Source organism: Halomonas sp. AOP43-D1-4 (assembly GCF_052446175.1).
Taxonomy (GTDB): domain Bacteria; phylum Pseudomonadota; class Gammaproteobacteria; order Pseudomonadales; family Halomonadaceae; genus Vreelandella; species Vreelandella citrativorans.
The window spans coordinates 18,110-43,044 of the sequence record NZ_JBQSVY010000002.1 but is presented as its reverse complement, the minus strand read 5'-3'; the positions used below and the strand labels follow the sequence as shown (position 1 = coordinate 43,044).

At 56.9% G+C, this 24,935-nt stretch carries 26 protein-coding genes; 5 read left to right on the top strand and 21 right to left on the bottom strand.

Annotated features, from left to right (window positions below):
* Nucleotides 1-7 precede the first annotated feature (7 nt).
* From trkA to def, 5 genes are all read right to left on the bottom strand, one after another.
* Complete coding sequence (gene trkA / locus ACT3RQ_RS02095) at nt 8-1,381, bottom strand: Trk system potassium transporter TrkA (protein WP_172118600.1); 1,374 nt, start codon at nt 1,379-1,381, stop codon at nt 8-10.
* Between the two features lie 122 nt (nt 1,382-1,503).
* Nucleotides 1,504-1,710: a dodecin gene (locus tag ACT3RQ_RS02090; RefSeq protein WP_172118637.1), complete on the bottom strand. Its 207-nt coding sequence runs from the start codon at nt 1,708-1,710 to the stop codon at nt 1,504-1,506.
* Nucleotides 1,711-1,760: 50 nt separating this feature from the next.
* Nucleotides 1,761-3,110, bottom strand: coding sequence for a 16S rRNA (cytosine(967)-C(5))-methyltransferase RsmB (gene rsmB, locus ACT3RQ_RS02085; RefSeq protein WP_444679890.1), 1,350 nt, complete (start codon nt 3,108-3,110; stop codon nt 1,761-1,763).
* Nucleotides 3,107-4,093, bottom strand: a complete 987-nt coding sequence (gene fmt, locus ACT3RQ_RS02080; protein ID WP_444679889.1) for a methionyl-tRNA formyltransferase — start codon at nt 4,091-4,093, stop codon at nt 3,107-3,109. Before fmt ends, rsmB begins: the two co-directional genes overlap by 4 nt.
* 189 nt (nt 4,094-4,282) lie before the next feature.
* On the bottom strand, nt 4,283-4,798 hold the full coding sequence (def, locus tag ACT3RQ_RS02075; RefSeq protein WP_444679888.1) for a peptide deformylase: 516 nt from the start codon (nt 4,796-4,798) through the stop codon (nt 4,283-4,285).
* Nucleotides 4,799-4,927: 129 nt separating this feature from the next.
* Here def and ACT3RQ_RS02070 point away from each other — a divergent pair, with 129 nt between their 5' ends.
* The 5 genes from ACT3RQ_RS02070 (at nt 4,928) to aroE (ending at nt 9,552) form a co-directional block, all read left to right on the top strand.
* Nucleotides 4,928-5,908: a peptidoglycan-binding protein gene (locus ACT3RQ_RS02070; RefSeq protein ID WP_444679887.1), complete on the top strand. Its 981-nt coding sequence runs from the start codon at nt 4,928-4,930 to the stop codon at nt 5,906-5,908.
* Nucleotides 5,909-5,947: 39 nt separating this feature from the next.
* Nucleotides 5,948-7,063 (top strand): DNA-processing protein DprA, encoded by a 1,116-nt coding sequence (gene dprA, locus ACT3RQ_RS02065; RefSeq protein WP_444622304.1) that lies wholly within the window; start codon nt 5,948-5,950, stop codon nt 7,061-7,063.
* 51 nt (nt 7,064-7,114) lie between these two features.
* Complete coding sequence (locus tag ACT3RQ_RS02060) at nt 7,115-7,672, top strand: L-threonylcarbamoyladenylate synthase (RefSeq protein ID WP_172118606.1); 558 nt, start codon at nt 7,115-7,117, stop codon at nt 7,670-7,672.
* Between the two features lie 88 nt (nt 7,673-7,760).
* On the top strand, nt 7,761-8,684 hold the full coding sequence (hemF, locus tag ACT3RQ_RS02055) for an oxygen-dependent coproporphyrinogen oxidase (RefSeq protein ID WP_444679886.1): 924 nt from the start codon (nt 7,761-7,763) through the stop codon (nt 8,682-8,684).
* Between the two features lie 46 nt (nt 8,685-8,730).
* Nucleotides 8,731-9,552 (top strand): shikimate dehydrogenase, encoded by an 822-nt coding sequence (aroE, locus tag ACT3RQ_RS02050; RefSeq protein ID WP_444679885.1) that lies wholly within the window; start codon nt 8,731-8,733, stop codon nt 9,550-9,552.
* Between the two features lie 73 nt (nt 9,553-9,625).
* Here aroE and ACT3RQ_RS02045 read toward each other — a convergent pair whose 3' ends face one another.
* The 16 genes from ACT3RQ_RS02045 to trmJ form a co-directional block, all read right to left on the bottom strand.
* Nucleotides 9,626-10,429, bottom strand: a complete 804-nt coding sequence (locus ACT3RQ_RS02045) for a M48 family metallopeptidase (RefSeq protein ID WP_172118609.1) — start codon at nt 10,427-10,429, stop codon at nt 9,626-9,628.
* A 219-nt stretch (nt 10,430-10,648) separates the two neighbouring features.
* Entirely contained in the window at nt 10,649-11,263 is a 615-nt protein-coding gene (locus ACT3RQ_RS02040) for a hypothetical protein (RefSeq protein ID WP_441678989.1), read from the bottom strand.
* Nucleotides 11,264-11,440: 177 nt separating this feature from the next.
* Nucleotides 11,441-12,844, bottom strand: a complete 1,404-nt coding sequence (gene der / locus ACT3RQ_RS02035; protein ID WP_087106539.1) for a ribosome biogenesis GTPase Der — start codon at nt 12,842-12,844, stop codon at nt 11,441-11,443.
* Nucleotides 12,841-14,010: an outer membrane protein assembly factor BamB gene (gene bamB, locus ACT3RQ_RS02030; protein WP_444679884.1), complete on the bottom strand. Its 1,170-nt coding sequence runs from the start codon at nt 14,008-14,010 to the stop codon at nt 12,841-12,843. Before bamB ends, der begins: the two co-directional genes overlap by 4 nt.
* Nucleotides 14,007-14,663 (bottom strand): YfgM family protein, encoded by a 657-nt coding sequence (locus tag ACT3RQ_RS02025; RefSeq protein WP_444679883.1) that lies wholly within the window; start codon nt 14,661-14,663, stop codon nt 14,007-14,009. Before ACT3RQ_RS02025 ends, bamB begins: the two co-directional genes overlap by 4 nt.
* An 81-nt stretch (nt 14,664-14,744) precedes the next feature.
* Nucleotides 14,745-16,040 (bottom strand): histidine--tRNA ligase, encoded by a 1,296-nt coding sequence (gene hisS / locus ACT3RQ_RS02020; RefSeq protein WP_444679882.1) that lies wholly within the window; start codon nt 16,038-16,040, stop codon nt 14,745-14,747.
* A gap of 45 nt (nt 16,041-16,085) precedes the next feature.
* Nucleotides 16,086-17,201: a flavodoxin-dependent (E)-4-hydroxy-3-methylbut-2-enyl-diphosphate synthase gene (ispG, locus tag ACT3RQ_RS02015; RefSeq protein WP_172118615.1), complete on the bottom strand. Its 1,116-nt coding sequence runs from the start codon at nt 17,199-17,201 to the stop codon at nt 16,086-16,088.
* A gap of 8 nt (nt 17,202-17,209) precedes the next feature.
* Nucleotides 17,210-18,193 carry a RodZ domain-containing protein gene (locus ACT3RQ_RS02010; RefSeq protein WP_444665900.1) on the bottom strand — a complete coding sequence of 328 codons (984 nt, stop codon included), beginning with the start codon at nt 18,191-18,193 and terminating at the stop codon, nt 17,210-17,212.
* Between the two features lie 36 nt (nt 18,194-18,229).
* Nucleotides 18,230-18,967 carry a type IV pilus biogenesis/stability protein PilW gene (gene pilW / locus ACT3RQ_RS02005; RefSeq protein WP_444679881.1) on the bottom strand — a complete coding sequence of 246 codons (738 nt, stop codon included), beginning with the start codon at nt 18,965-18,967 and terminating at the stop codon, nt 18,230-18,232.
* A gap of 100 nt (nt 18,968-19,067) precedes the next feature.
* Nucleotides 19,068-20,252, bottom strand: a complete 1,185-nt coding sequence (gene rlmN / locus ACT3RQ_RS02000) for a 23S rRNA (adenine(2503)-C(2))-methyltransferase RlmN (protein ID WP_444679880.1) — start codon at nt 20,250-20,252, stop codon at nt 19,068-19,070.
* Nucleotides 20,253-20,335: 83 nt separating this feature from the next.
* Nucleotides 20,336-20,761 carry a nucleoside-diphosphate kinase gene (ndk, locus tag ACT3RQ_RS01995; protein ID WP_087106555.1) on the bottom strand — a complete coding sequence of 142 codons (426 nt, stop codon included), beginning with the start codon at nt 20,759-20,761 and terminating at the stop codon, nt 20,336-20,338.
* Nucleotides 20,762-20,945: 184 nt separating this feature from the next.
* Nucleotides 20,946-21,272, bottom strand: coding sequence for a HesB/IscA family protein (locus ACT3RQ_RS01990; protein ID WP_444679879.1), 327 nt, complete (start codon nt 21,270-21,272; stop codon nt 20,946-20,948).
* Nucleotides 21,273-21,303: 31 nt separating this feature from the next.
* Nucleotides 21,304-22,479 carry an aminotransferase class V-fold PLP-dependent enzyme gene (locus tag ACT3RQ_RS01985; RefSeq protein ID WP_444679878.1) on the bottom strand — a complete coding sequence of 392 codons (1,176 nt, stop codon included), beginning with the start codon at nt 22,477-22,479 and terminating at the stop codon, nt 21,304-21,306.
* A gap of 54 nt (nt 22,480-22,533) precedes the next feature.
* Nucleotides 22,534-23,001 (bottom strand): Fe-S cluster assembly transcription factor, encoded by a 468-nt coding sequence (locus ACT3RQ_RS01980; RefSeq protein WP_193055284.1) that lies wholly within the window; start codon nt 22,999-23,001, stop codon nt 22,534-22,536.
* 78 nt (nt 23,002-23,079) lie between these two features.
* Nucleotides 23,080-23,919 carry a serine O-acetyltransferase gene (gene cysE, locus ACT3RQ_RS01975; RefSeq protein ID WP_444630161.1) on the bottom strand — a complete coding sequence of 280 codons (840 nt, stop codon included), beginning with the start codon at nt 23,917-23,919 and terminating at the stop codon, nt 23,080-23,082.
* Nucleotides 23,920-24,067: 148 nt separating this feature from the next.
* Nucleotides 24,068-24,802, bottom strand: a complete 735-nt coding sequence (trmJ, locus tag ACT3RQ_RS01970; RefSeq protein WP_444679877.1) for a tRNA (cytosine(32)/uridine(32)-2'-O)-methyltransferase TrmJ — start codon at nt 24,800-24,802, stop codon at nt 24,068-24,070.
* Nucleotides 24,803-24,935: the final 133 nt, after the last annotated feature.

Below are 24,935 nucleotides of genomic sequence, written 5' to 3'. Positions count from 1 at the left end.
CATGCTCCTAAAAGAACGTCAAACCGACCTGGAACATACGCTCGACATCGCGGATGCGGCGCTTATCGATCACAAACAGAATCACGTGATCGCCGCTCTCCACCGTGACATCCCCATGAGCGATAATGACGTCCTTGCCGCGCACAATCGCTCCGATCGTGGTGCCCTCGGGCAGGCCGATCTCGCGAACGGTACGGCCGACAACTTTCGAAGAGTGTTTGTCGCCATGAGCAATGGCTTCAATGGCTTCTGCCGCTCCTCGGCGTAGTGAATGCACATTGACGATATCGCCTCGGCGTACGTGGGTTAACAGGCTGCCAATGGTGGCCTGCTGGGGCGAAATCGCGATATCGATCTCGCCACCTTGAACGAGGTCTACGTAAGCGGCGTTGTTGATCAGCGTAAGCACCTTCTTGGCCCCCAGCCGTTTGGCCAGCAGCGACGACATGATATTGACTTCGTCGTCATTGGTCAGCGCGCAGAAAATATCGCAGTCTTCAATGTTCTCTTCTTCCAGAAGCCGCTTGCTGGTCGCGCTGCCGTGAAGTACGACGGTGCGGTCAAGCCGTTCGGAGAGCGTGGTACAGCGCTCTAGGCTATGCTCGATAATCTTGACCTGATGGCTGTGTTCCAGATGCTCGGCCAAGCGTTCGCCAATGTTGCCGCCGCCCGCAATGACGACGCGGCGAAAGCCCCGCTCGATTCGCCGAAGCTCGCTCATGACCGCGCGAATGTCTCTCCTGGCAGCAAGGAAAAACACCTCATCGTCGGCTTCAATGACCGTGTCGCCGCGGGGGATGAGGGGCCGATTACGCCGATAAATAGCCGCGACGCGAGTATCCACGTTCGGCATATGACTGCGCAAAAAGGCCAAGTCCTGACCCACCAGTGGCCCGCCATACACCGCTTTGACCGCCACTAGCTGCACCAGGCCATCCGCAAAGTCCAACACCTGCAATGCACCGGGGTGTTCAATCAAGCGGCGGACATGGTCGGTGACCACCTGTTCGGGGCTGATCAACACATCAATGGGGATCGCTTCGTGGGCAAAAAGCCCCTTGCGAGTCAGGTAGGGCGTGGCGCGCACCCGGGCTATTTTGGTAGGCGTGCGGAACAGCGTATGCGCGACCTGACAGGCGATCATGTTGACTTCGTCGCTGTTGGTCACCGCAATCAACATGTCAGCATCTTCGCAGCCAGCCTGCCGCAGAACGATAGGGTAGGAACCCGCGCCGGTGACGGTACGAATATCGAGCTTGGTGTGCAGCTCGCGCAGCTTATTGGCGTCGGTATCGACAACGGTGATGTCATTTTCCTCGCGAGCGAGGTGCTCCGCCAGGGTGCCGCCGACCTGGCCGGCGCCGAGAATGATGATTTTCATTACTGAGCATCGGTTCCATTGAAAGCGCCAGCGCAATAGGTAGCGTTGTATATCTAACGTAATGCGCTGCAATAAAGACGGCGGCCAGTGTAAACCAGCCGCCGTCGAAATGCAGGTAAGGATTATTCCAGCGTGAAACCGACTTTAACGGTGACCTGCCAGTGGGCCACGCGGCCGTCTTCAATATGGCCACGTGTATCGGTCACTTCTAGCCAGCGCATGTGCTGGATAGACTCGGACGCCTTGGCGATTGCATTCTGCACGGCTTCCTCGATGCCTTTCTCGGAAGAGCCGGTGATTTCTATGTGCTTGTAGGTGTGGTGAGTCATGGTATCTCCATCCTTAGTCATGAGTTCACTGCCTTGGCACCAGAACGCGCCTAGGCAGACTGCTTCTCAAGCCTGGCATAAAAAAAGCCGTCATGACGTCCTTGCTCTGGAAATAGCTGGCGGCCCTGACCGCTTTGGATACCCCAGGCCACATCGCTGGGCGTGGTCACTTTGGCATCAGGTGTGCGTGCCAGGAAGGCCTCGATCTGTTGGGCATTCTCCTCAGGCAGTACCGAGCAGGTGGCGTATAACAGCGTGCCGCCTTCGCGCAGCATGGGCCATAAATTGTCCAGTAGCTGCTGCTGTAGCTTGGCCAGCTTGCGGATGTCCTCTTTGCGTCGCAGCGTTTTGATATCCGGATGGCGCCGTATAACACCGGTACCTGAGCAAGGTGCGTCAAGCAGAATAGCCTCAAACGGTGTGCCGTTCCACCAGTCGCGCTGGGTGGCATCCACATTCTGAAGCGTAGCGGATAGACCCAATCGGTCTAGTGTACTTTCTACCCGCGAAAGGCGTTGGTTATCGCTATCCAGGGCGGTTAGCGCAATATCAAACTGTTCAAGCAAGTGGGCCGTTTTGCCGCCAGGCGCGCTACAGGCATCCAATACCTGCGCACCGGGGCGAGGTGCCAGGGCCGGGCCAAGTAGCGCAGCACACAGCTGGGCTGCCTCATCCTGTACGCTAACGTGGCCCTCGGAAAATCCGGGTAGCAGGGTGACATCGCAGGGCGTGTTAAGGGTAATGCCATCTGGCGAGTGGGCGCAGAGTTCACCGCTTAAGCCTTGTTCGGTCAGCCGTTCTATATAGGCTTCACGGTCATTGTGATGCTGATTTACGCGCAGCGTCATGGGGCCAGGCTGATTATTTGCCTCAACAATTGCCCGCCACTGCTCCGGCCAAGCGTTGCGTAGTGCGTCCAGCAGCCAGCGGGGGTGGGCCAGCGCAATACTCTCATCCTTATCAACGGCGGCCTGGAGTTCATCCGACTCGCGCTGTAGGCGGCGCAGGCAGCCATTGAGTACGCGGGTCGCCCACTCTTTACCCAGCAAGCGCGCGGCACCGGCGGTTTCGCCGACGGCTGCGTGGGCGGGAATACGCATATACAGCAACTGATAAATACCCAGCAGCAGCAGGGCGTGAATATCACTGTCACGCTTTTTGAAAGGCTGCTTTAGCAGGCTGTTAGCCAGCGCTTCCAAACGTGGAAGCTGGCGACAGGTGCCAAAGCAGAGCTCTTTTAAAAGGCCCCGGTCACGGGCAACGACGCTGTTCTCATCCAACGCGGCCAGTGAGCCTTGCTGAGAAATAACCGGCGCTAACGCACGGGCGGCGGCGGCGCGCACGTCCTGGCCGCTATTGCCTGATGCGCGTTTACCGTGTTGTGAGCGTTGCTGACTCATAAAGCGTCTCCTTGCTGGGATTCAGGCTGACCAAGGCGGTTACCGGGCGTCAAACGGGCATGGTGGGCATTGAGTAAGTCGCGCACAGCCATGGCCTTGCCGCCAGGAAGTTGGGCGCTACTGATACATAAAACCTCGCGGCCTTCCGGGCCACAGGCAATACGCAGATGGTCTTCACCGTTTTCAAGCAGCGTGCCGGGCGGCGTTGCGCCCTGTTCACCGGCTGCAACGCTTGCCATGAGTAAGCGTAAGCGGTCATCACCCATCTGACACCACGCCACCGGCCAGGGGTTAAAGGCGCGGATTTTATGCGCAAGGCGTTCAGCAGGCTGAGTGAAGTCCAGCTCGGCCTCTGCTTTGCTGAGCTTGGTGGCGTAGGTAACGCCTTCTTCCGGCTGGGGTGTCGCACTGGCGTTACCGTTGGCCAGTTTATCCAGCACGCTGGTGAGCGCAGTGGCGCCTTGAAGCGCCAGGCGGTCATGCAGGTCGCCACCGGTGGTTTGCTCGGTGATTGGGGTGCGTACTTCGTGCAGCATGGCGCCGGTATCAAGCCCTGCATCCATTTGCATGATGGTAACGCCCGAGGCGTTATCACCGGCTTCAATCGCGCGCTGAATCGGGGCGGCACCGCGCCAGCGGGGTAGCAGTGAGGCGTGGACGTTAATGCACCCCAGGCGTGGCGTGTCCAATACGGCCTGAGGCAGCAATAAACCGTACGCCACGACCACCATAATATCGGCGTTTAAGGCGGCAAGCTCCGCTTGAGCGGCCGGGTCTTTTAGCGTTTGTGGCTGGTAAACCGGAAGCGCATGCTCAAGAGCAAGCTTTTTAACGGGGCTTGGCGTGAGTTTGCGACCACGACCTGCCGGGCGGTCGGGTTGGGTATAAACCGCCACTACCTTATGTTTGCTGGCCAGTAGGGCCGCAAGGCTTGAGGCAGCGAAATCAGGCGTGCCAGCAAAAACAACGCGCAACTGTGACATGACAACAGGTACCTGGTAACAGGGGAAATGAGAAAGCCTGGGGCAACAATAAGGCCGAGAAGCAGGGTATACAACGGCTGTTGTACCGTTGTATGGAGTACCAGGCTTCTCGGCCTTAAGCGTTTTAAATACGCTCACTTACAAAACTTCTACAAAAACCGAAGTAAACTGTGCTAAAACGGATGACTGTTAAGCGTCGTCTTTCATCAGCTTATGACGTTTCTGCATTTTTTTCATGATGCGGTCGCGCTTTAGCGGCGAAAGATAATCAACAAACAGTACACCTTCAAGGTGGTCGTACTCGTGTTGAATGCAGTGCGCCAGCAGGCCATCGGCCTCAAGCTCATACGCCTCGCCGTTACGGTCAAGCGCGTTGAGTTTTACCGTAAGGTAGCGCGGCACTTCCGCGTAGTGCTCGGGAATCGACAAGCAGCCTTCAGGAAGCGGCTCTTGGTCTTCGCCGACCGGCGTATAGCGAGGGTTGATCAGCACCAGCGGCTGCGAGTTATCTTCGCTTACGTCCATGACGACGATACGACGATGGACATCAATTTGGGTGGCTGCAAGGCCAATGCCACGTGCGTCGTACATGGTCTCTAACATATCGTCGACAAGCTGGCGGACCTCGTCGTCAACGGTTTCCACCGGTACCGCCTTGGTGCGCAGGCGCTCATCGGGGAATTCGAGAATAGGAAGTTTGGCCATGGGGATTACCGTCATCGTTAAGCTAAATCTTGGATAATCAGGCCGGATAGCGGCGGCCTGGTACTTTGCTAATCGCCACTATATCACGCTGGCAGCGCTCCTGGGCATCAGCACATGCGGTGAAGCGCCATGAAAATGATCGAAACATCCTTCACGGAGTACGGGATAGTGCTAGCCAACTTTATGCGCCGCGCGGCAAGACAAAACGCGCTTTGTGACGTGCTCAAGTGGGTAGTAAGCCTGCTGCCTGGGTTGTTAATAAGTCTTCACGCCGTTGGCGCTGAAACGCTGCCGGTGGTGACGCTTTCTCCCCAAATACGTACCTTGCCAATGCCGGATGGAGCGCTAGACGCGAGGGTAAGTGAGCTCGGCACACTCTCGCTTGAAAGCCTTAACGCTTTTTGGCGTGAACACCGAGTAATAGAAGCCGGAGCGCGCCAGCCTGAGATGGCCTATGTGTTGGCTGGCGAGCACCAGCGATTGATCAACGGTGCAGGTGACCGGATTTACGCCCGTGGCGCTATGCCGAGCTACGCACTGGAAAGCGTACCGAGCAACGTAACGAATAGAGCAACGACGGGCCTTGCCACCTTCGGTATTTATCGTCAAACACAGACCTATACCGATGATGACGGCGCGGTGTTGGGGCAGGCGTTAAGTCACATCGGCGAAGCTCGCCTTGTACGCAGTGAGGGGGATATTGCCCTGCTGGAAGTGCTTAGCGCTCATCAAGAGGTGCGTAGTAACGATCTTATTCTTGCCCTGGAACCCGATGCGCCTCGAACGGCGCTTCAACCCCGCCTGCCGAGCAGTGCAATAAACGGTCGTATTCTCGCCGTGCCCGGCGGCGTACGTTTTATAGGTGCCTTGCACATCATTGCTTTGGATGTAGGCGCGCAAGACGGCCTGGAGCCAGGGCATCTGCTTCAAGTGAATTCGCCCAGCGAAACTGTTTTCGACGCGCGTCGCCAGGTAGTAACGCCGTTGCCACCGAGCCCCGCGGGCTGGGCAATGGTAGTGAAGCCTTACCAGCAGGTGAGTTATGCGCTGGTGATGCAAGCGTCCAGCATGCTGGAGGTGGGTGATCGTGTGGTGACTCCGGATTTATAACGCAATGGGGATATTCAGCATGCACGTTGAGGAGCGTCGATGAATACCAGTGAGTGGTTAGTGGTCAACGCCTTGCCGGGCATGGGTGCACTGCGCATTACCCAGATGGTGGCACGCCAGCCGCGCTGGCCGGAAGGTTGGCTGGCGACACTGCCCGCTAACGCCGCCAGTGCCTTACGGCTGTGGCTTGAACACCCCGAGCGCAGCCCGCTTCAGCGATGCGTAGACGACGCGCGGGCATGGCAGCAGAGCGGACCAGCGCGACATATTCTGCATCGTCACCACCCGGCCTGGCCTGAGCTGCTCAACGAGTTACCGGACCCGCCCACCATTCTTTGGGCTCAAGGGGATTTACAGGCGCTTGAAGGGCCAAGGATTGCCATGGTGGGAACCCGCAAACCCACCTCGGAAGGTAATGCCAATGCCCAGGGCTTTGCGCGGGAACTGGCTCGCCGAGGCTGGTGCGTGGTCAGCGGTATGGCGCTGGGCATTGATGGCATCGCTCAGCGCGCCGCGCTGAGTGCCGGTGGAAGCAGTATTGCGGTATTAGGCTGCGGCGTGGACGTTATTTATCCGGCTCGACATCGCGACCTGCATGAGCAATTGAGCTGTGCGCCTGGCGGGCTATTGTTGTCAGAGCATCCGCCGGGCACCAAGGCGCGCCCCGCGTTCTTCCCGCGCCGCAACCGGATTGTGACTGGGCTTTCATTGGGGACGTTAGTGATCGAAGCCACCGAGAAAAGCGGCTCGTTGGTCAGCGCTCGCTTGGCCCTGGAGCAGAACAAGGAGCTTTTTGCCCTGCCTGGGTCTTTGCACAATGTTCAGGCTCAAGGCTGCCTGCACTTGTTGCGGAATGGCGCAACGCTGGTGCGCCATGTCGACGATATGCTTGAAGAGTTGCAGCAGTGGGCGGGTAGCTTTTTACCCGCGTCCGTGAAGGCTTCGTCTCCCCCTTCAGGGTCAATGGCGCCATCAAGCGAACCACTGCCTGATGAGCTGCTTAACGTTTTATCGGCAACGCCGGTGCCGCTTGATTCACTGGTTCAGCATACCGGGGAGTCTGTCAGCAGCTGCCAGCAGCGGTTATTGATGCTGGAGCTTGATGGATGGGTCGCTCAGCAGGTGGGTGGTTGGGTACGCTTACCCAGGCCATGATAGGATGTGAGCATTCTCTTATCGCTAATTGCTTGTAGAGCAGGAGAGCCAATGAAACCGGCTGTCGACCTCGAAGTTGCCATTCATGCACTGCATGCTGGCGGTGTTATTGCGTGCCCCACCGAAGCTGTGTGGGGGCTTAGCTGTGACCCGGATAATGACGAAGCGCTTACCCGGTTAATGCGCATGAAAGAGCGCGACCCTTCCAAAGGCATTATTTTGGTGGCGGCCAGTATCCAGCAGTTTCAGCCCTGGCTAAACCAATTGCCGCTTGAACTGCATGCTCCACTTGCGGCCAGTTGGCCTGGCCCTAACACTTGGCTGGTGCCGGATAACGGTCGCAGCCATGCGCTGGTTCGTGGTGCTCATCAACGCGTGGCCTTACGCGTGACCGACCACCCCTTAATGAAAGCGTTATGCGAAGCGTTTGGCGGGCCACTGGTGTCGACATCGGCCAATCGTGCGGGTGAGGCGCCTGCCATGAGTGATGAAGAAGTCGCCACTATTTTTGGGCAGGAGGTCGCCGCGATAGTAGCGGGCGAGCTGGGCGGGAATCCACGACCCAGCACCATCCGTGATTTAGCCAGTGGCCAGGTAATGCGCGCTTAAATAGATAAGTAAACGGCTTAAGTACCAAGTGCTTAAACGCGCTATGGTGAAGATTACTGTGTAGTAAGAATTTTGAACGGGAGTCATCGTGGCGCACGAGCATTTAGACGACGTTAAGCAGTACCTGCTCGGCCTTCAAGACCGGCTGTGTGAGGGGCTGGCCGCGGCTGACGGTAAAGCTGCGTTTAAGGAGGACTGCTGGCAGCGTGAGGAGGGTGGTGGCGGACGCTCACGCGTGATTGAGCAGGGCGGTGTCTTTGAAAAAGGCGGCGTCAACTTTTCCCATGTGTATGGTGCTCAACTACCGCCCTCGGCAACGGCAGCACGGCCGGAGCTTGCCGGTCGCAGCTTTCATGCGGTTGGAGTTTCCTGGGTGCTGCATCCTGAAAACCCGCATGTCCCTACCAGCCACGGCAATGTACGCTTTTTTATTGCTGAGAAAGAGGGCGAAACGCCCGTCTGGTGGTTTGGTGGAGGCTTTGACTTAACGCCCTATTACCCGGTGCTTGAGGACGTTGTGCACTGGCACCAGGTGGCCAAAGCCGCCTGTGACCCTTTTGGCGATGCTGTTTATGACCGCTATAAAGCGTGGTGCGATGAGTACTTTTATTTAAAGCACCGTGATGAGACCCGTGGGGTGGGCGGGCTGTTTTTCGATGATTTGAATGCTGGCAGTTTCGAGGAGTGTTTCGCCTTTCAACGCGCCGTGGGCGATAGCTTTTTAGAGGCTTACGTGCCGATTGTTAAGCGCCGCCAACAGGATGATTGGGGCGAGCGTGAGCGAGCGTTTCAGCTTTACCGTCGCGGCCGCTATGTAGAGTTTAACCTCGTATGGGACCGAGGAACGCTGTTTGGCTTACAAAGCGGCGGGCGCACCGAGTCAATTTTAATGTCGATGCCACCACTGGCGCGCTGGGAGTATGCCTATACGCCTGCCCCTGGCAGTGCTGAAGCCACGCTAAATGAGTACCTGGTGCCAAGAGACTGGCTCAACGTGTCGGATAGGGCTTAAACATCGTGATCCACAGAAATATAAAACAGCGTACAGGAACGAGTTGATGAGTGACCTTTACTGCGTATTGGGTAATCCCATTGAGCACTCAAAATCCCCCCTCATTCATAACGAATTTGCCCTGCAAACACAGCAAAAAATTGAATACACAGCACAACTGGCGCCGTTGGATGGCTTTACCGATGCCTGGCGCACATTCGTTGATAAAGGCGGGCGGGGGGCCAACGTTACCGTACCCTTTAAGGAGGAGGCGTTTGCGCTCTGCGATACCCTGAGCAGGCGTGCCCAGCGGGCTGGTGCGGTGAATACGCTGATAGTCGGAGGTAATGGCCTTACTTACGGCGATAATACCGATGGAGTTGGCTTGTTACGCGACCTTGCATATAACCGTGTAGCGCTTGCCGATAAGCGCATCCTGGTGGTGGGCGCTGGTGGGGCCGTGCGGGGAATTTTAGAGCCGTTACTCGCAGAAAATCCTGGCGAGGTGGTGGTCGTTAACCGAACGGCTGAAAAAGCTCAACAGTTGGCCGACGATTTTGCTGATTTGGGCGAGATCCACGGTGGAGGGTTTAAGGCAGCTAAAGGCCCTTTTAGTGTCGTGATCAACGGAACCAGTGCCAGTCTGACAGGCGATTTACCTCCTCTGCCGGGTCATCTATTTGCAAACGATGCCTGGGCCTACGACATGATGTATGGCGCTACGCAAACGGTCTTCTTGAAGTGGGCAGGAACGCATGGTGCCCAGCGCTTGGATGGCCTGGGAATGCTGGTAGAGCAGGCCGCCGAAGCATTTTATCTATGGCGAAATGTACGCCCCGAGACGACTCAGGTACGCCAGATGCTGCGCAGAATGCTCAATGCGGGTTAGCCGCTTGCATGTGTTCATCAAAAAAAGGGCCGAGATGGCTCGGCCCTTTATCGTTAAAAGTTAAAGCAAAGGGTTACGGGCGCTGGCAGTTAGGCGTGTGCCCGCTGTTGCGCGCCTGCTCGTAGGTGGCAAGCGCTGTGTCCATATTGGCTTGTAGGCCCTCAATACGCTGTCCCTGGCTTGGGTGCGTCGACATCCATGCCGGTGGCGCGCCACCGCCCGAGGCGGCCTGCATGTTTTCCCAGAGCGTAACGCTTTGACGCGGGTCAAAGCCTGCCTGTGCCATCAGGTCCAGGCCAATCACATCCGCTTCGCTTTCATGGCTACGTGAGAACGGCAAGGCAATGCCGTATTGCGCGCCCATGCCCAGCACGCCCATCAGCTGTTGTCCGCCAGGGGTTTGCATACCCGATGCGCTGGAAATAACCGAAAGCCCTAGTGACGTAGCGTTTTCGGTTGATGCCCGCTCATTGGCGTGGCGGGCAAGCACGTGACCAATTTCATGGCCTACCACGGAGGCTAGTTGATCCTGGTTGGTGGCAACATTTAGCATGCCGGTATTGACCCCCATATAACCGCCAGGCAGTGCGAAGGCGTTGGGCTGTTCGGCTTCAAATACCCGGATTTGCCAGTCAAGGTTACGCTGTTCAGCCGGTAATACATCCACGATGGCATTGGTGATGCACTGCACATAGCGGTGGCTTGCCTGGCCTGCGGTAGGAATATCCTGCTGGTACTGGGCGAATGCCTGCTGGCCCATCTCGTTAAGCTGGTCATCAGAAAGCAGCAATAATTGCGAGCGTCCGGTAGGGGACGTTGAACAGGCCGCTAAAGAAGCGCATAGCGCAGTAACAGCAAAGGGACGAAGCCAACGCATGAGATGATTTCCTTAAAGATGATTGAATTCCATGCACACAAGATAACCACTGTGCAGGGTAAATCAATCCCCTTGTTGTCACTTAATGCACTTGAGGACAGGGATTAAGGACAGGGATTGAGGCTAGGGATAAACGCTGAACTGAGCCGACATTTAACCAGATGACTTGACCATGTGGAGCATTGGCTAGCCTCTGTTGCCATGCCTGGCAGAAACAGCTTAACGCTGAGGGATTAGCTGACCATCTTCACCCACATTAAGGCGAATGGTCGGTGTGAGTAGCCCCGCCGGTAGCGTCATGCCTAGGCCGCGTAAATCGCCCGGCGTGATCGCAAGCTCACTGCCTGCGGGTAGTTCGCCTTGAGAGGCGAGCTGCTGGACCAGGTTCAGCATTGGCGCCATTTTTTGGGCATCGGTGCCCAGGATATCAAATGCCACCGGCAAACGTAGATTGGCGCCGTCGCCCGAGGTTAATGAAACATCCTGGGTATACTCCCCTTCCACGGGGTCAACACCTGGCATGTCCAGCGTCCAGTTAAAGCCTGACATGGCTACCGCTGGCATTCCCGCAGGCAGCCCAAGGCCCATTGCGAGTGTTGCCTGAACCGGCAGGCTACCCATGCCCAGGCTTGAAGCCAGCAGGCTGGTCAAGTCGCTGGTATCCAGGCCTGCGTCAACGGAGTAGGGGCCAATACGCACATCCTCCACGCCGAGTGAGGTAATGGCCAAGCGAAAGGCAAATAGCCCCGTTTGGGGGAGTGCAAGGCAGCCGGTAAGCAGGCTTGCCAAACTCAGCATCACAAGCCAGCGCCAGTGACGAACGGCATATAACATAAGGTTCCCTCCTGAGAAGGGTGGTGGCGGCAAGCGCCAGGGAGCATGAGCGAGAAGCGCGGCTATTTGAGGGGCCGCGCTGGTTTCTGTCAAGCAAATTTGCACATGTTAGCTTAAAACAAAAAACGCCTGCTTAAACAAGCAGGCGTTATTACTGCGGGATAGCGCATAGAGCGTTTAGCGACGGCTTTTCCGCGCATCTTTGGTGCGGGTAAGCTCGCGCTTTTTGGCTTTCTCTTTATCACTGGCCCCGGCCATAGAGTCAAACGGGTTATCGCCTGAGCGGAACTCAAACCGCATGGGCGTGCCGCGCACCTTCAACACCTTACGGAAAGTATTGATCAGATAGCGGCGATACGCTTCAGGAACCGACGCGGTCTGATTACCGTGCACAACGATAATCGGCGGATTACTGCCGCCCTGGTGGGCCATACGCAGCTTAATACGCCGCCCGTTAACCATCGGGGGCTGGTGCTGGCTGACCGCATCCTGTAACAGGGTCGTCAACCGGTTGGTCGACCAGTGTGCGTTGGCCGCATTAAATGCCCGCTCAATGGAGGGGTATAAATCACCCACTGCGGTACCGTGCAGAGCTGAAATAAAGTGCATTTCAGCGTAGTCGGCAAAGCCCAGGCGGCGCTTGATATCGGCACGCATCTTGTCTTTTGCTTCGCTCTCCAGGCCATCCCACTTGTTGATCGCCAGTACCAGTGCACGCCCTGTTGTCAGCACGTAATCCAACAGGTGAAGATCCTGCTCAACCAGGCCGCTGCGGGCATCCAGTACCATCACCGCCACATGACACTCTTTAATCGCGTCAAGGGTTTTGATAATGGAAAACTTCTCGGCAATCTCGCTAACGTTCTTGCGGCGGCGAATACCGGCGGTGTCGATCAACACATACGGCTTGCCGCGGCGCTCGAAAGGAATCTCGATAGCATCACGCGTGGTACCGGCTTCATCGAACACCACGACACGATCTTCACCCAGTAGGCGGTTGACCAGAGTGGATTTGCCCACGTTGGGGCGACCAATGACCCCAATGCGGATGCCTTTGGAACCGGTATCCGCTGGAATGCTGGGGTCGCGCTCGGGAAACGGCTCAAGCACGGTATCAATCAGCGTTGAAACGTTACGTCCGTGCGCGGCAGCAATGGCCCAAGGGTCGCCAAGGCCCAGCTTCCAGAAGTCGGCCATGGCCGAGTGCTCTTCCAGACCATCGGTCTTGTTCACCACCAACCAGGTTTTTTTCTGGTTAACGCGTAGGTGGTTGGCAATCGCTTCATCCGCTACGTTAAGCCCGGCACGGGCATCGACCAGGAACAGGACAATATCGGCTTCATCAATCGCGGCAAGCGACTGTTCTGCCATCGCCGCATCAATGCCTTCCTCATCACCACTGATACCGCCGGTATCAATCACCGTATAGGCTTTGCCGCCCAGCATGCCGTTGCCATACTTGCGGTCGCGGGTGAGGCCGGGAAAGTCGGCCACGAGTGCATCACGCGAACGCGTTAGGCGGTTAAACAGTGTCGATTTGCCCACATTGGGGCGACCGACCAAAGCAATGACGGGTGTCATGGAGTGACTTCCAGGGTTTCCAGACGACCATTGTCGGCCTGGACATGAATGGTGCTGCCATCAGTAATGGGGGACACGCTAATGCCGGATTTATGCACCCGGGTGCGGCCCACGATGTTACCTTCACGCGCGTCGATCAAATGGACATAACCTTCAAAATCGCCAACCACGATACGGCCATCAGCAAAGGCTGGGGCGGTAAGCCAGCGATCTTCAAGTTCATTGTTACGCCATATTTCTTGGCCATTTTCGGCATCAAGCGCGACGAGGTGGCTGTCGTCGGTAACCACATAAAGATAGTTACCCACCATCAGCGGTGAATGGCGGCTAGAGAGATTACTTTCCCAGAGTACGCTGCCGCGTGTGGCTTCCAGTGCCACCACGCGACCGTTGTAACTGGTGACAAACAGGCGGCCGTCAGGCGTAATCAGCGGCTGGCCGGCAATATCGACCAGTCGCTCAACTTCGCTACGGCCACTGGGGGTGGCGATTTGCATATCCCACAGCGGCTGGCCGCTACGGTTATCAAGCGTGGCCAGGCGTCCGTTTGCGAGGCCGACGAAAGTGACCGGGTCAATGACCATCGGCGTCCCGGTACCGCGAAGGGTAAGGGCAGGCTGAGAACTGGTATAAACCCAGCGCTCCTGGCCGTTGGTGCGGTCTAGCGCCGTTATCTGACCATCAACGCTTTGTACGACCAGCAATTGCTGGTTGGCTTGAGGCGCGGCCAGCACTTCGCTGGATACTCTGGAGCGCCAGCTGACGCTGCCATCGCGTTGATCCAGTGCAATTACTTCACCGTTGCGAGTGCCCAGGTAGACCTGGCCTGCAATCGCGGTCAGCGCGCTGGAGATCGGTGTATCAAGCTCTACGCGCCACTCACGATTACCGGTATTAGCGTTTAACGCCATGACCAGGCCTTGTGCATCGGCAGCAAAGATCGTGTTGCCTTCACGGGAAGGGGCGATAGGGTAACGCGCACGGCCCAGGCCGCTGCCGATATTCTGGCGCCACTGGGTGGTCAGATTTGATGTTTCATCAAAGCTACGCAGCTCTTTGGGCGTATACGCGGGTTCGCCTTTATTGGCACAACCTGCCAGCAGAGCAATAGCTACCGCACCTAGCGTCACGCGCATGATCTGTTTGGAAAGACGCAGATTCATCATTGTGTCGCCTCCTCGGCGCCAAGATCGTCAAGCTTGAATGGTACGCCGTAAAGCGTTTGGTCGAGGCTCTCTGCAAGTTCCTGCGCGTTTTGCCAAGCGCTCCGCGCCTGGTCGGTTTGCCCAAGAGCTGCGTAGGCGTCACCGCGGACGTTGGCTTGCTGCGCCGCCAGGGCTTCGCTGATCGGCTCATCCAGTAAAGCAAGTGCCGCTTCAGGATTACCGTTGGCGACCTCAATGCGTGCCAGACGCAGCCAGGCTAGGCTTTGCACATAGCGACGCGATGAGTTATCGGCTACCTGTTCAAGAGAGATTTTTGCCGCATCGATATCGCCCTGCTGTACAGCTAACCGAGCGTCCATAAGCAGCGCCAATTCAGCATAGAGCGTTTTGCCATAATCGTCGGTAAGCTCGCTAATGAGCTCGCGGGCGCTGGCCGTTTGCTGCTCATCCAGCTCGTTGGCCGTGGCAACGTTGACCAACTGCTGGTAGCGCACCGAGGCGGCTTCCGACTGGCCTTGCTGATAGTTTTGCCATGCATTCCAGCCAAAGACGCCCGCAGCAGCAAGAGCGGCACCTGCAATCAGAGAGGTTCCATTCTCTTTCCACCAGCGCTTAACGATGTCCAGCTGCTCTTCTTCGCTTCGATCCGCCACGGGCGGCCTCCTATTGCATAAAATCGCCGCAGCACAGCGGCGATTAGTTATTTGTAAGCGCACAGCGCCTGTTCGGTTGGCTTAGTGGGCCAGCAGGTCGCCTAGCGTGGCAGAAAGTGCCGCTTGGCTCACGCGTTGCTGTTCGCGGTCATCGCGCAAGAACTTAAGCGTGGCGGCGTGTTCGGCCAGTTCGTCCTCGCCCAGCAGGATGGCGATGGGCGCAGCGCTTTTATCGGCCTTTTTCATGCGGCTCTTAAAGCTACCACCGCCGCAGTGCAGTTGAAGGCGCAAGTCGGGAAGCTCACTACGCAGCTGTTCGGCAAGCGTGAGCGCGGCAATCGTTGCGTTATCGTCCATAGGCAGGAGATAGACATCGCAGCCGCCCAGGGCTTCGTCCGGTACCAGGTTTAGCGTCTCCAGCAACAGGATTAACCGCTCAATACCCATGGCGAACCCAACCGCCGGGGTCGGTTTGCCGCCCAGCTGTTCCACCATGCCATCGTAACGACCGCCAGCACATACCGTGCCTTGGCTACCCAGCGCACTGGTGGTCCATTCGAACACCGTACGGCAGTAGTAGTCGAGCCCGCGCACCAGGCGAGGGTTGATTACAAAGGGGATACCCGCCGCATCCAGCATGGCTTTCAGCTGCTCGAAGTGTTCGCGCGACGCATCATCAAGATGATCCATGAGCTGCGGGGCGCCGTTAAGCATGTCCGCCATGGCCGGGTTTTTAGAGTCCAGAATGCGCAGCGGGTTAGTGATGAAACGGCGCTGGGAGTCCTCGTCGAGAATCTCGCGGTGCTGCTCAAAGTAGGTCACCAACTTATCGCGGTAGGCGGCGCGCGCCTCGGACGAGCCCAACGAGTTAAGCTCAAGCGTGACATGCTCAAACAGACCTAGCTCTTTCCACAGGCGTGCCGAGAGCAGAATCACTTCGGCATCGATATCCGGCCCTTCAAAGCCGTACGTTTCAACACCTACCTGATGAAACTGACGATAGCGGCCTTTTTGAGGGCGCTCGTGACGAAACATCGGACCCTGGTACCAAAGCCGTTGGGTCTGGTTGTAGAGCAGGCCGTGTTCCATCGCTGCGCGCACGCAACTGGCGGTGCCTTCAGGACGCAGTGTCAGGCTATCGCCGTTGCGGTCGTCGAAAGTGTACATCTCTTTTTCGACGATATCGGTCACTTCACCAATCGAGCGGGCGAACAGCGCTGTTTGCTCGACAATCGGCGTGCGAATTTCATCGAAGCCGTAGCGATGCATTAACTGACGTACTTTGGTCTCAAAAAATTGCCAGCGAGGACTATCGCTGGGCAACAGGTCGTTCATACCACGGATGGCTTGAATCTTTTTAACAGCGGACTTGCTCAATGAAAACTCCTCGTTCTGCATCCTGGCTGATGCATGGCCCCGGCATTAAACGCTGCGGGCGATCATGTCATCTTCTTGCTGCTGTTTTTGGCGCACTTTTTCGCGGATCATCCGCTCAAGATCATCCACCAGGTGGTCATTACGCAGTTTGCTGGCCGGTTTGCCGTCGATATACACCAGGTTGGCGGGGCTGCCGCCGGTCAGGCCAATATCGGTCTCTTTTGCTTCACCCGGGCCGTTAACGACGCAGCCAATCACCGAAACATCCAGCGGCGTCATGATGTCTTCCAGACGCTCTTCAAGCTGATTCATGGTGCTGATAACGTCAAAGTTTTGGCGTGAGCAGCTGGGGCAGGCAATAAAGTTGATGCCCTTGGCGCGCAGGCGCAGGCTTTTGAGCATATCAAAGCCGACTTTAATCTCTTCTATCGGGTCGGCGGCAAGTGACACACGAATCGTGTCGCCGATACCATCCATCAGCAGCATACCCAGGCCAATAGACGACTTAACGGTGCCCGAGCGCAGCCCGCCTGCTTCGGTAATCCCCAAGTGAAGCGGCTGCTCAATGCGCGTGGCAAGGTCACGGTAAGCCGCAACGGCCATAAACACATCAGAGGCTTTGACGCTGACCTTGTACTCTTGAAAATCGAGCCGATCCAGGTGGTCGATATGGCGCATGGCGGATTCCACCAGCGCGGCAGGCGTGGGCTCGCCATACTTTTTCTGAAGGTCTTTTTCCAACGAACCGGCGTTAACGCCAATGCGGATAGGAATGCCGTTATCACGTGCGGCACTCACCACCGCGCGCACGCGGTCTTCACGGCCAATATTGCCGGGGTTGATGCGCAGGCAGTCAACGCCTAGCTCCGCGACGCGCAGGGCGATCTTGTAGTCAAAGTGAATGTCGGCCACCAACGGCACACCCACCTGCTGCTTGATTTTGCCAAAGGCTTCCGCGGCGTCCATGTCCGGTACGGAGACGCGTACGATGTCAGCACCGGCTTTTTCCAACTGCTGAATCTGCCCAACGGTAGCCGCCACGTCCAGCGTGTTGGTGTTGGTCATGCTCTGTACGGAAATAGGCGCATTTCCGCCTACCGCCACATTGCCGACGTGAATCTGGCGGGACTGGCGGCGTTTTATCGGAGAAGGGGCGTGCATAAGACGGGTCACTCTCCCAGGGTGAATCGGGCGACATTGTTGGCGCCTGCGCGTTCTGCAAGGTTGATCTGCTCACCTTGGTAACGCAGTACGACGCCAGTGGCGTTTCCTACGGTTAAACGAAACGGCGGCACACCTTCAACGGTTACATTGGTGCCGGGCGTTTGTAAGCCAACAAATACACGTTCATTGTTGGCATCGAAAATTTCAGTCCAGGACTGCTCGTTAAACGTGAGCTCCATCTGACCTGGGTTGTCTGCCGGGGCCGTTGCCGCTTCCTCGGGGGCACCTTCATCAGCGTCTGCTGCATCAGTATTGGTCGCATCCGTATCTGCCGCAATATCAAGCGCGGCAGACTCGTCGACTGTCGCGGTCTGCTCCGCGTTATCAGTAGGCAGTGTTTCACTATTACCAGCGGTACCACCCGTGGCCGTATCGTTTTCCGGCTGGGCAGGCGAGGTGATGGCGGGCTGCTGAGGCGGCGTGGGCTCAGCGCCAGTATCCGATACCGGCGGTACTTCGCTACCTTCTTCAACGCTGGACGTCTCATTAAAGCCAGGCGGCTCGCTGCCACCACGGCTCTGCCACCACATGACGGTTACGCCGATCAGGCCAGCAATCACCAGCAAGGTCACCAGCTTAAATAGCCAGGCGCCCAGCTTTGAGGGGGGCCGACTAACCGCCACCGGAATAACTTTTCGCTCGGCATCCGCGGCGCCATAGCGCTCCTGGTAGGCGTCCAGGATCATATGCTCGCTCAGACCCAGGTATTTGGCGTAGGAGCGCAGGTAGCCACGACGGTAAGCAATAACCGGAATTTCGTCATAATGATCATGCTCAAGGCCATCAACGACGGCCGGGCGTAAATTAAGCGCGCGCGCCGCCTCTCCAATGGGCACGCCGAGCTCTTCTCGTTGGCGCAAGAGCATCTCACCGGGAGAGGAGGTGGTACGGGAGGAAGTAACGCTATCTTGTAACTGTGTGTCGCTCATGGCTGAGCATCCTTAAAAAATTAAGTGGTCAGGGCGTCAGTTCATAAGGCCAAGCTGGCGCTGGTAATCGGCTGCCGTGGCATGGTCGCCTTGGGCATGAGCGATATCAATTGCCATTTCCAGCGCTGCCCGGTCTGGCCCGGCCAACTGCAAATAGGTGTGCAACGGTGACCAGGCCTCATGGTAATTGCCCTGTGAAACTTCCAGTTCGGCTAACGTCAAGTACCCCCGCGACTGCCGCGGGTCGATACGCTGCGCGCGGGCTAAACGCCCACGCGCTTTATCAAATTCTTCCAGTGCCAAATAACATTGGCCCAGGTTGGTAAAAAGCTGGGCACGGTTGGCGTACTGGGCATCGTTAGATGCGTTTTCCAACTGATCGCAAGCGGCAGCAATATGCCCCTGCTGATACAAAAATGCCGCGTAATTATTGCGGGCACGGGTAAATGTCGGGTCGGCGTCGATCGCTTGTTTAAAATATTGGTCGGCAAGTCCGATGTCGCCCTGCTGTTGATAGACCATGGCTAAGGCCTGCAATGCTTTGGCATGGTGCGGGTCGATCTCCAGCGCGTGACCCAGGGCGGCGCGCGCCCGTGGGAGATTGTTGCGCTCCAGGTAGGCAACGCCGAGCTGCGTATAGGCATCCTTGGCGTCATTGCTTGCCTGAGAGGGTAACGTGTTTGATGTGGCACAACCGGCGAGCCATACGCTGCTCAACAGTACAGCGAACATGGGCACCCTAAACGGGTTAAAACGCCTGTAGTGACAGATCATGTTGATCCTCATGGTGTAAATAGCTAACTAACCGCCAGCACAACGAATAAACCGTGTCCATCAAAGCGCTGTGCTCGTCGGAAGTCAAGATAAGCACCGTTTAGTCAGCGTCAATCTGTACCGATTGGATATAGCGAGCGCTGCGCTTTGTCCGGTCTTTCACGCGTCCCACTAACTGACCGCAGGCTGCGTCGATATCCTCACCCCGAGTCATACGAACCGTCGCGTTATACTCCAAATCATACAGCCACTGTTGAAAGCGCATGACCTGGTTGCGTGATGGTTTTTCATATCCTGAGTTAGGAAACGGGTTAAACGGTATCAAATTAATCTTACAGGGCAACTCTTTAAGCAGCGCGGCGAGCTGTTCGGCATGCTCTTGCTGGTCGTTAACATCCTTGATCAGCGTGTATTCAATAGTGACCTGGCGATTGTCCGGGCACTTGGACAGGTAGCGATGGCACGCATCCAGCAACATTTGGATGTTGTATTTGCGGTTGATCGGCACCAGTTCATTGCGCAGCTCGTCTGTCGAGGCATGCAGCGAAATAGCCAGGCTTACGTCCATCTCGTCGCCTAGTTTGTCGATCATCGGCACAACGCCTGAGGTCGACAGCGTAACGCGGCGCTTGGAGAGCCCGTAGCCGTTGTCATCCAGCATTAACTTCATGGCCGGCACTACGTTGTCAAAGTTGAGCAGGGGTTCGCCCATGCCCATCATGACCACGTTGGTAACCGGGCGGTTAGCGGTGTCACGGCGCGGCCCGACGCTGCGCTGTGCAACCCATACCTGACCAATGATTTCGGCGGCGGTAAGGTTACGCTGAAAGCCCTGTTTGCCGGTGGAGCAGAAACTACAGTCCAGCGAGCAGCCCACTTGAGAAGAGACGCACAGCGTGCGCCGCTTGCCGTTTTCAGCGGGAATCAGCACGGTTTCAACGTAGCTGCCATCCTCTACTTCTAATACCCACTTACGGGTACCGTCGGTTGAGGTGCCTTCGTAAATAACGCTGGGACCACGAATTTCGGCCACTTTTGCCAGCTTTTCGCGCAACGGTTTGGACAGGTTGGTCATCGCGGTGAAGTCATCGCTACCTTCCTGGTGGATCCACTTCATCAACTGAGCGGCGCGGAATTTCTTCTCGCCAATCGACAAGAAGAACGCTTCCATCTGTTCGCGCGACATGCCAAGCAGGTTCTGGCGCTCAGGCGCTTTTGCCGCTGGCGTTTCACTGTCAGGCGCAGATTGGGGAGCGGGCGTATGTTGGGCTACGGTGGTGGTCATGGTGGTCAGCGTTCTAGAAAGGGCGGGGGCCAGGCCCCCGCGAAAATGGCCGGCAACGAATGTTGAAACGGCGCCGCTAAAAATTAGCGCGGGCAGATTTCGTCATTACCGAAGAAGTAGCTAATTTCGCGCGCAGCGCTTTCCGCAGAATCGGAACCATGGACAGCGTTAGCGTCGATTGTTTCCGCGAAGTCAGCACGAATAGTGCCCGGGGCCGCTTCTTTAGGGTTGGTAGCACCCATCAGGTCACGGTTTTTGGCAATCGCGCCTTCACCTTCAAGTACTTGAACAACCACCGGGCCGGACGTCATGAAGCCCACCAGGTCTTTAAAGAACGGACGCTCTTTGTGCTCGGCGTAGAAACCGCCCGCTTTCTCTTCAGAAAGGTGGGTCATTTTAGCGGCAACAACCTGCAGGCCGGCTTTTTCAAAGCGAGCGATGATGTCGCCAATGGCGTTTTTGGCAACGGCATCGGGCTTGATGATAGACAGAGTGCGTTCAGTAGCCATGTAAATATCTCCTTGAGGCCTTTAGAGAAAGGGATAAAGCAGAAATTGCCGCCTCGGCAAGCCGGGGCGGCGAAGGAAAATCGTTTCGGCAAAATGACGGTAGTGTCCACCGATTACCGAGTGGGCGCGATTATAGCGCCTCAAGCGGGGGTTGAATACCGATGATGACATTGGCGCCTACGGTTTACACCGTAAAGCTTTCACCGCAGCCGCATTCATCTTTAACATTTGGGTTGTTGAACTTGAAAAAGCGGTTCAGCCCTTCGCTGACATAGTCCACTTCGCTACCATCCAGCATCTCAAGTGCATCAGGTGACACATAAACGCTGGCGCCGTGATCTTCAAAGAGAACTTCGTCACTACCGACTTCATCGGCAAAGTCCAGCACATAGCTGTAGCCCGAGCAGCCGCTGGGCTTGACCGACACACGTAGGCCTAGGCCTTGGCCGCGTTCATCAAGCACATGGCGGATCTGTTGTGCGGCAGCTGGGGTAATGTTGAGTGTTGCCATAAGGCGTGCTCCTTGTAAAAGCGCTAGCCGCTTAGCGTGGCAGTGTTCGTAAACCGCTCACCGCATGGCGAATGAGGGTTAGCGCGTGATCAATATCGTCTTGCGTGGTGAAGCGTCCAAAACTAAAGCGTAGCGATGAAAGTGCTAGCGTGCGCGGAACGCCTACCCCGAGTAAGACGTAAGAGGGGTCAACGCTTGCCGAGTTGCAAGCGGAGCCGGTAGAAACGGCCACATAGCGCAGGGCCATCAACAGCGACTCACCGTCGATGCCTTCAAACGCGAGGTTCAAGATATTGGGTACTGCGCGGTCAAGCGGAGTATTGGCCACCACGCCATCCAGCGTTTCAAGCCCCTTTAAAAAGCGCTGCTGTAGATGCGTGATATGTGCCTGATCGTTAGCATGCTCTGTTTGCATTAACAAAAATGCTTCACCCATCCCGGCAATTTGATGCGTTGGGAGGGTGCCGGAGCGCATGCCGCGCTCATGCCCGCCACCGTGAATCAATGCCTCAAGGCGAATGTCCGGGTGGCGTTTTACATACAGCGCGCCCACGCCTTTGGGGCCATAGGTTTTATGCCCGGAAAGGGACATTAAATCGATCTTTTGCGCCACCACGTCCAGCGGGATTCGGCCAACGGCCTGAGCTGCATCGGTATGGAAAACCGCGCCAAATTCATGAGCGACCTCGGCAAGCGCGGCAATATCGTTAATACTGCCTAGCTCGTTGTTGACCGCCATTAACGAAACCAGTGCGGTGTCATCACGCATGGCAGCACGTAGCATCTCCGGCGAAATGGTGCCGTCGTGCGCGGGTGTAAGCCAGGTAACGTCAAAGCCTTCGCGCTCAAGCGCAACCGCTGTATCAATGATTGCCTTATGCTCAATAGTAGAGGTAACCAGGTGCATGCCGCGTTCACGGTTGGCACGCAGGTAGCCAATCAGCGCCAGGTTGTCAGCTTCCGTGGCACCGCTGGTCCAGACAATTTCACGCGGGTCGGCGCCAATGGTATCGGCTACCTGGCGACGCGCCTGCTCCACCACCTGTTCAGCCTGCCAGCCCAGCATATGGCTGCGCGAGGCAGGGTTGGCAAATAGCTGGTCAGCGGTCAGATAGCGCTGCATAACCTCGGCCACGCGGGCATCCACCGGCGTAGTGGCGGCGTAATCCAGATAAATAGGCAGTGAAGGTGTGGTTGTCGTCGTCATGAAGACCCGCTTAATTCAATAGCGCCAGGGCGGCGGTAATAACGCCCTTGGCCATTACGGTGATGAGGCGAGAATACCCGCTTCAACACGATTTTTTTGCCGTGAGGCAATACGTAGAACATCGGGGCGCTGCATCAATTGGGCAAGGGTGATGTCATCAAGAAAATGCCGAATCTGGCCGGATAGTTCGCACCACAAATGGTGGGTCAGGCAAGTGTTTCCCTGCTGGCAGTCGGATAACCCTTGGCAGCGGGTAGCATCTACCGTTTCATCAACGGCATCAATGACTGCTGAAACGCTAATATCGGCCGCCGGTTTGGCCAGCAAATAGCCGCCGCCCGGGCCGCGAACGCTGCGGACAAGCCCAGAACGGCGCAGGCGCGCAAACAGCTGCTCAAGGTAGGAGAGGGAAATCCCCTGACGCTGCGAAATATCCCCCAGACTGGTCGGGCTGAGTTCGCCGTTCAACGCCAGGTCGAGCATGGCGGTAACGGCGTAACGGCCTTTGGTAGTTAAACGCATGACAGGCACCTCGACACTGAACGTTCAGCGTGCTCCCGGCAAATGTGCTGCCATTATGGGAAAGCCTGAGTAGTTTGGTCAACCTTTAGCCGGAGGCGGCGTGTTGTCATCCGAGTTTTTGGGCGCGCAACCGGTATCGTTTTCGTCCAGGATATCGGCGAAGTCCTCATCACGCAGCGCGGGCAGGCTTCCTTCATGGTAACTGCCATCAAGCTTACGCAGCGTTGAGCACATGCGTTCAATGCGCTCATCCACTGCGTGCATGTGATCCAGCATTGCCTGCATGGAGCGGGCCACCGGGTCGGGCATGTCCTGGCTGACACCGTAGGCGTCAAAACCAAATTTTTGGCAGATGGCCTCGCGACGAACCGGGTCTACCTCTAGCGCTTCTTCAACGTCGGGGTCGGTGCGTTTAACAATCTTGCCGGGAATGCCCACCACCGTTGCGCCAGGCGGTACTTCCTTGGTGACCACCGCGTTCGAGCCAACCTTTGCACCCGCACCCACGGTAAAGGGGCCGAGAATCTTGGCTCCCGCGCCGACAATGACGCCATCCCCAAGTGTGGGGTGGCGCTTGCCCTTGTTCCAACTGGTGCCGCCGAGTGTGACGCCCTGATACAGCGTTACGTTGTCACCAACCTGCGCGGTTTCTCCAATCACGACCCCCATGCCGTGATCAATAAAAAAGCGCCTACCGATAGTGGCCCCAGGGTGAATTTCGATGCCGGTCAGCCAGCGGGAAAACGTCGACAGCGTACGGGCCAGCCATTTCAGGTTTTTTTTCCATAGCCAGTGACCGCAACGATGAATTAACAGCGCGTGAAGGCCGGGGTAGTTGGTCAGTACCTCTAAAAAATTGCGGGCCGCCGGGTCGCGGTCAAATACGCTGTTAATGTCTTCACGTAGGCGTTGGAACATGAGTGATCCTTGGTCAGGGCTGGCACGCGGTCATTTAAGGCATCGCGGATGACGTAACGCATCGTTCATCGTTAGCAGGATAGCGAGGTTGGGGCGCGGGTGCGTAACTTCAAGTTATGCCTCACCCCAGGTTTGCGGATGCCGGTTATTATTTGTCTGCTGATTTTTCCGTTGCGGTTAAAATGCCGCGTAAAATGTTCATCTCCATTTTTTCGGGGCGGGCGCGCAAATAGAGCCTACGTAGCCGCGCCATCAGCTGACGAGGTTGGGCCGGGTCATGAAATTCAATGGTAATCAGTGTGCGCTCCAGATGCTCGAAATAACGCTCCAGCTCTTCGTGGGGCACTAGCTCATCATCAGCATCAGGCGTGGGCGCTGCGTCCTGCTGGCTTAACCAGGCCATTCGGCTCTCGTAGGCAAGCACCTGTACGGCGGCGGCCAAATTTAGCGAGCTAAAGTCAGCATTGGTGGGGATATGGACATGGGCATGGCAACGCTGCAGCTCGGCGTTGGTCAGGCCGCTATCCTCCCGGCCAAACACCAGTGCGACGCGTGATGTTGATGCCTGACATTCGCTGGGTAGGCGGTCTGCCAGTTCGCGCGGTGACAGCATGGGCCAGGGCAGGGTGCGTGAGCGCGCACTCGCGCCAACGGCCAGCGTGCAGTCGGCAACGGCGTCTTCAAGCGTTGGATGTACGCTGGCCTGATGGAGTAGATGATCCGCGCCGGAAGCGCGCGAAATGCTGTCCTGAGTAATGATCTCGCAGCGCGGAGCCACCAGCGCCAAATCGGCCAGACCCATATTGTGCATGGCGCGAGCAACGCCGCCGATGTTGCCTGGATGGCTGGTGCCGATTAAAACGATACGAATGCGCTCAAGCATAATGATAGGGCTCGATAAATGTGAACAGGGCTTGATGAAGAACAGGGCTTGATACTGAACATAGCGAACAAACGCGGAAAACGAGCAGTTTAGCACGAGTCGATAGCGTGCCCGAGAGGGGTCTGCTAGAATT

Bases quoted from the DNA above. Each gene is read 5' to 3' on its own strand.
- trkA (WP_172118600.1), bottom strand. From the start codon at position 1,381: ATGAAAATCATCATTCTCGGCGCCGGCCAGGTCGGCGGCACCCTGGCG.
- ACT3RQ_RS02090 (WP_172118637.1), bottom strand. From the start codon at position 1,710: ATGACTCACCACACCTACAAGCACATAGAAATCACCGGCTCTTCCGAG.
- rsmB (WP_444679890.1), bottom strand. From the start codon at position 3,110: ATGAGTCAGCAACGCTCACAACACGGTAAACGCGCATCAGGCAATAGC.
- fmt (WP_444679889.1), bottom strand. From the start codon at position 4,093: ATGTCACAGTTGCGCGTTGTTTTTGCTGGCACGCCTGATTTCGCTGCC.
- def (WP_444679888.1), bottom strand. From the start codon at position 4,798: ATGGCCAAACTTCCTATTCTCGAATTCCCCGATGAGCGCCTGCGCACC.
- ACT3RQ_RS02070 (WP_444679887.1), top strand. From the start codon at position 4,928: ATGAAAATGATCGAAACATCCTTCACGGAGTACGGGATAGTGCTAGCC.
- dprA (WP_444622304.1), top strand. From the start codon at position 5,948: ATGAATACCAGTGAGTGGTTAGTGGTCAACGCCTTGCCGGGCATGGGT.
- ACT3RQ_RS02060 (WP_172118606.1), top strand. From the start codon at position 7,115: ATGAAACCGGCTGTCGACCTCGAAGTTGCCATTCATGCACTGCATGCT.
- aroE (WP_444679885.1), top strand. From the start codon at position 8,731: ATGAGTGACCTTTACTGCGTATTGGGTAATCCCATTGAGCACTCAAAA.
- ACT3RQ_RS02045 (WP_172118609.1), bottom strand. From the start codon at position 10,429: ATGCGTTGGCTTCGTCCCTTTGCTGTTACTGCGCTATGCGCTTCTTTA.
- ACT3RQ_RS02040 (WP_441678989.1), bottom strand. From the start codon at position 11,263: ATGTTATATGCCGTTCGTCACTGGCGCTGGCTTGTGATGCTGAGTTTG.
- der (WP_087106539.1), bottom strand. From the start codon at position 12,844: ATGACACCCGTCATTGCTTTGGTCGGTCGCCCCAATGTGGGCAAATCG.
- bamB (WP_444679884.1), bottom strand. From the start codon at position 14,010: ATGATGAATCTGCGTCTTTCCAAACAGATCATGCGCGTGACGCTAGGT.
- ispG (WP_172118615.1), bottom strand. From the start codon at position 17,201: ATGCACGCCCCTTCTCCGATAAAACGCCGCCAGTCCCGCCAGATTCAC.
- ACT3RQ_RS02010 (WP_444665900.1), bottom strand. From the start codon at position 18,193: ATGAGCGACACACAGTTACAAGATAGCGTTACTTCCTCCCGTACCACC.
- pilW (WP_444679881.1), bottom strand. From the start codon at position 18,967: ATGATCTGTCACTACAGGCGTTTTAACCCGTTTAGGGTGCCCATGTTC.
- rlmN (WP_444679880.1), bottom strand. From the start codon at position 20,252: ATGACCACCACCGTAGCCCAACATACGCCCGCTCCCCAATCTGCGCCT.
- ndk (WP_087106555.1), bottom strand. From the start codon at position 20,761: ATGGCTACTGAACGCACTCTGTCTATCATCAAGCCCGATGCCGTTGCC.
- ACT3RQ_RS01990 (WP_444679879.1), bottom strand. From the start codon at position 21,272: ATGGCAACACTCAACATTACCCCAGCTGCCGCACAACAGATCCGCCAT.
- ACT3RQ_RS01985 (WP_444679878.1), bottom strand. From the start codon at position 22,479: ATGACGACGACAACCACACCTTCACTGCCTATTTATCTGGATTACGCC.
- ACT3RQ_RS01980 (WP_193055284.1), bottom strand. From the start codon at position 23,001: ATGCGTTTAACTACCAAAGGCCGTTACGCCGTTACCGCCATGCTCGAC.
- cysE (WP_444630161.1), bottom strand. From the start codon at position 23,919: ATGTTCCAACGCCTACGTGAAGACATTAACAGCGTATTTGACCGCGAC.
- trmJ (WP_444679877.1), bottom strand. From the start codon at position 24,802: ATGCTTGAGCGCATTCGTATCGTTTTAATCGGCACCAGCCATCCAGGC.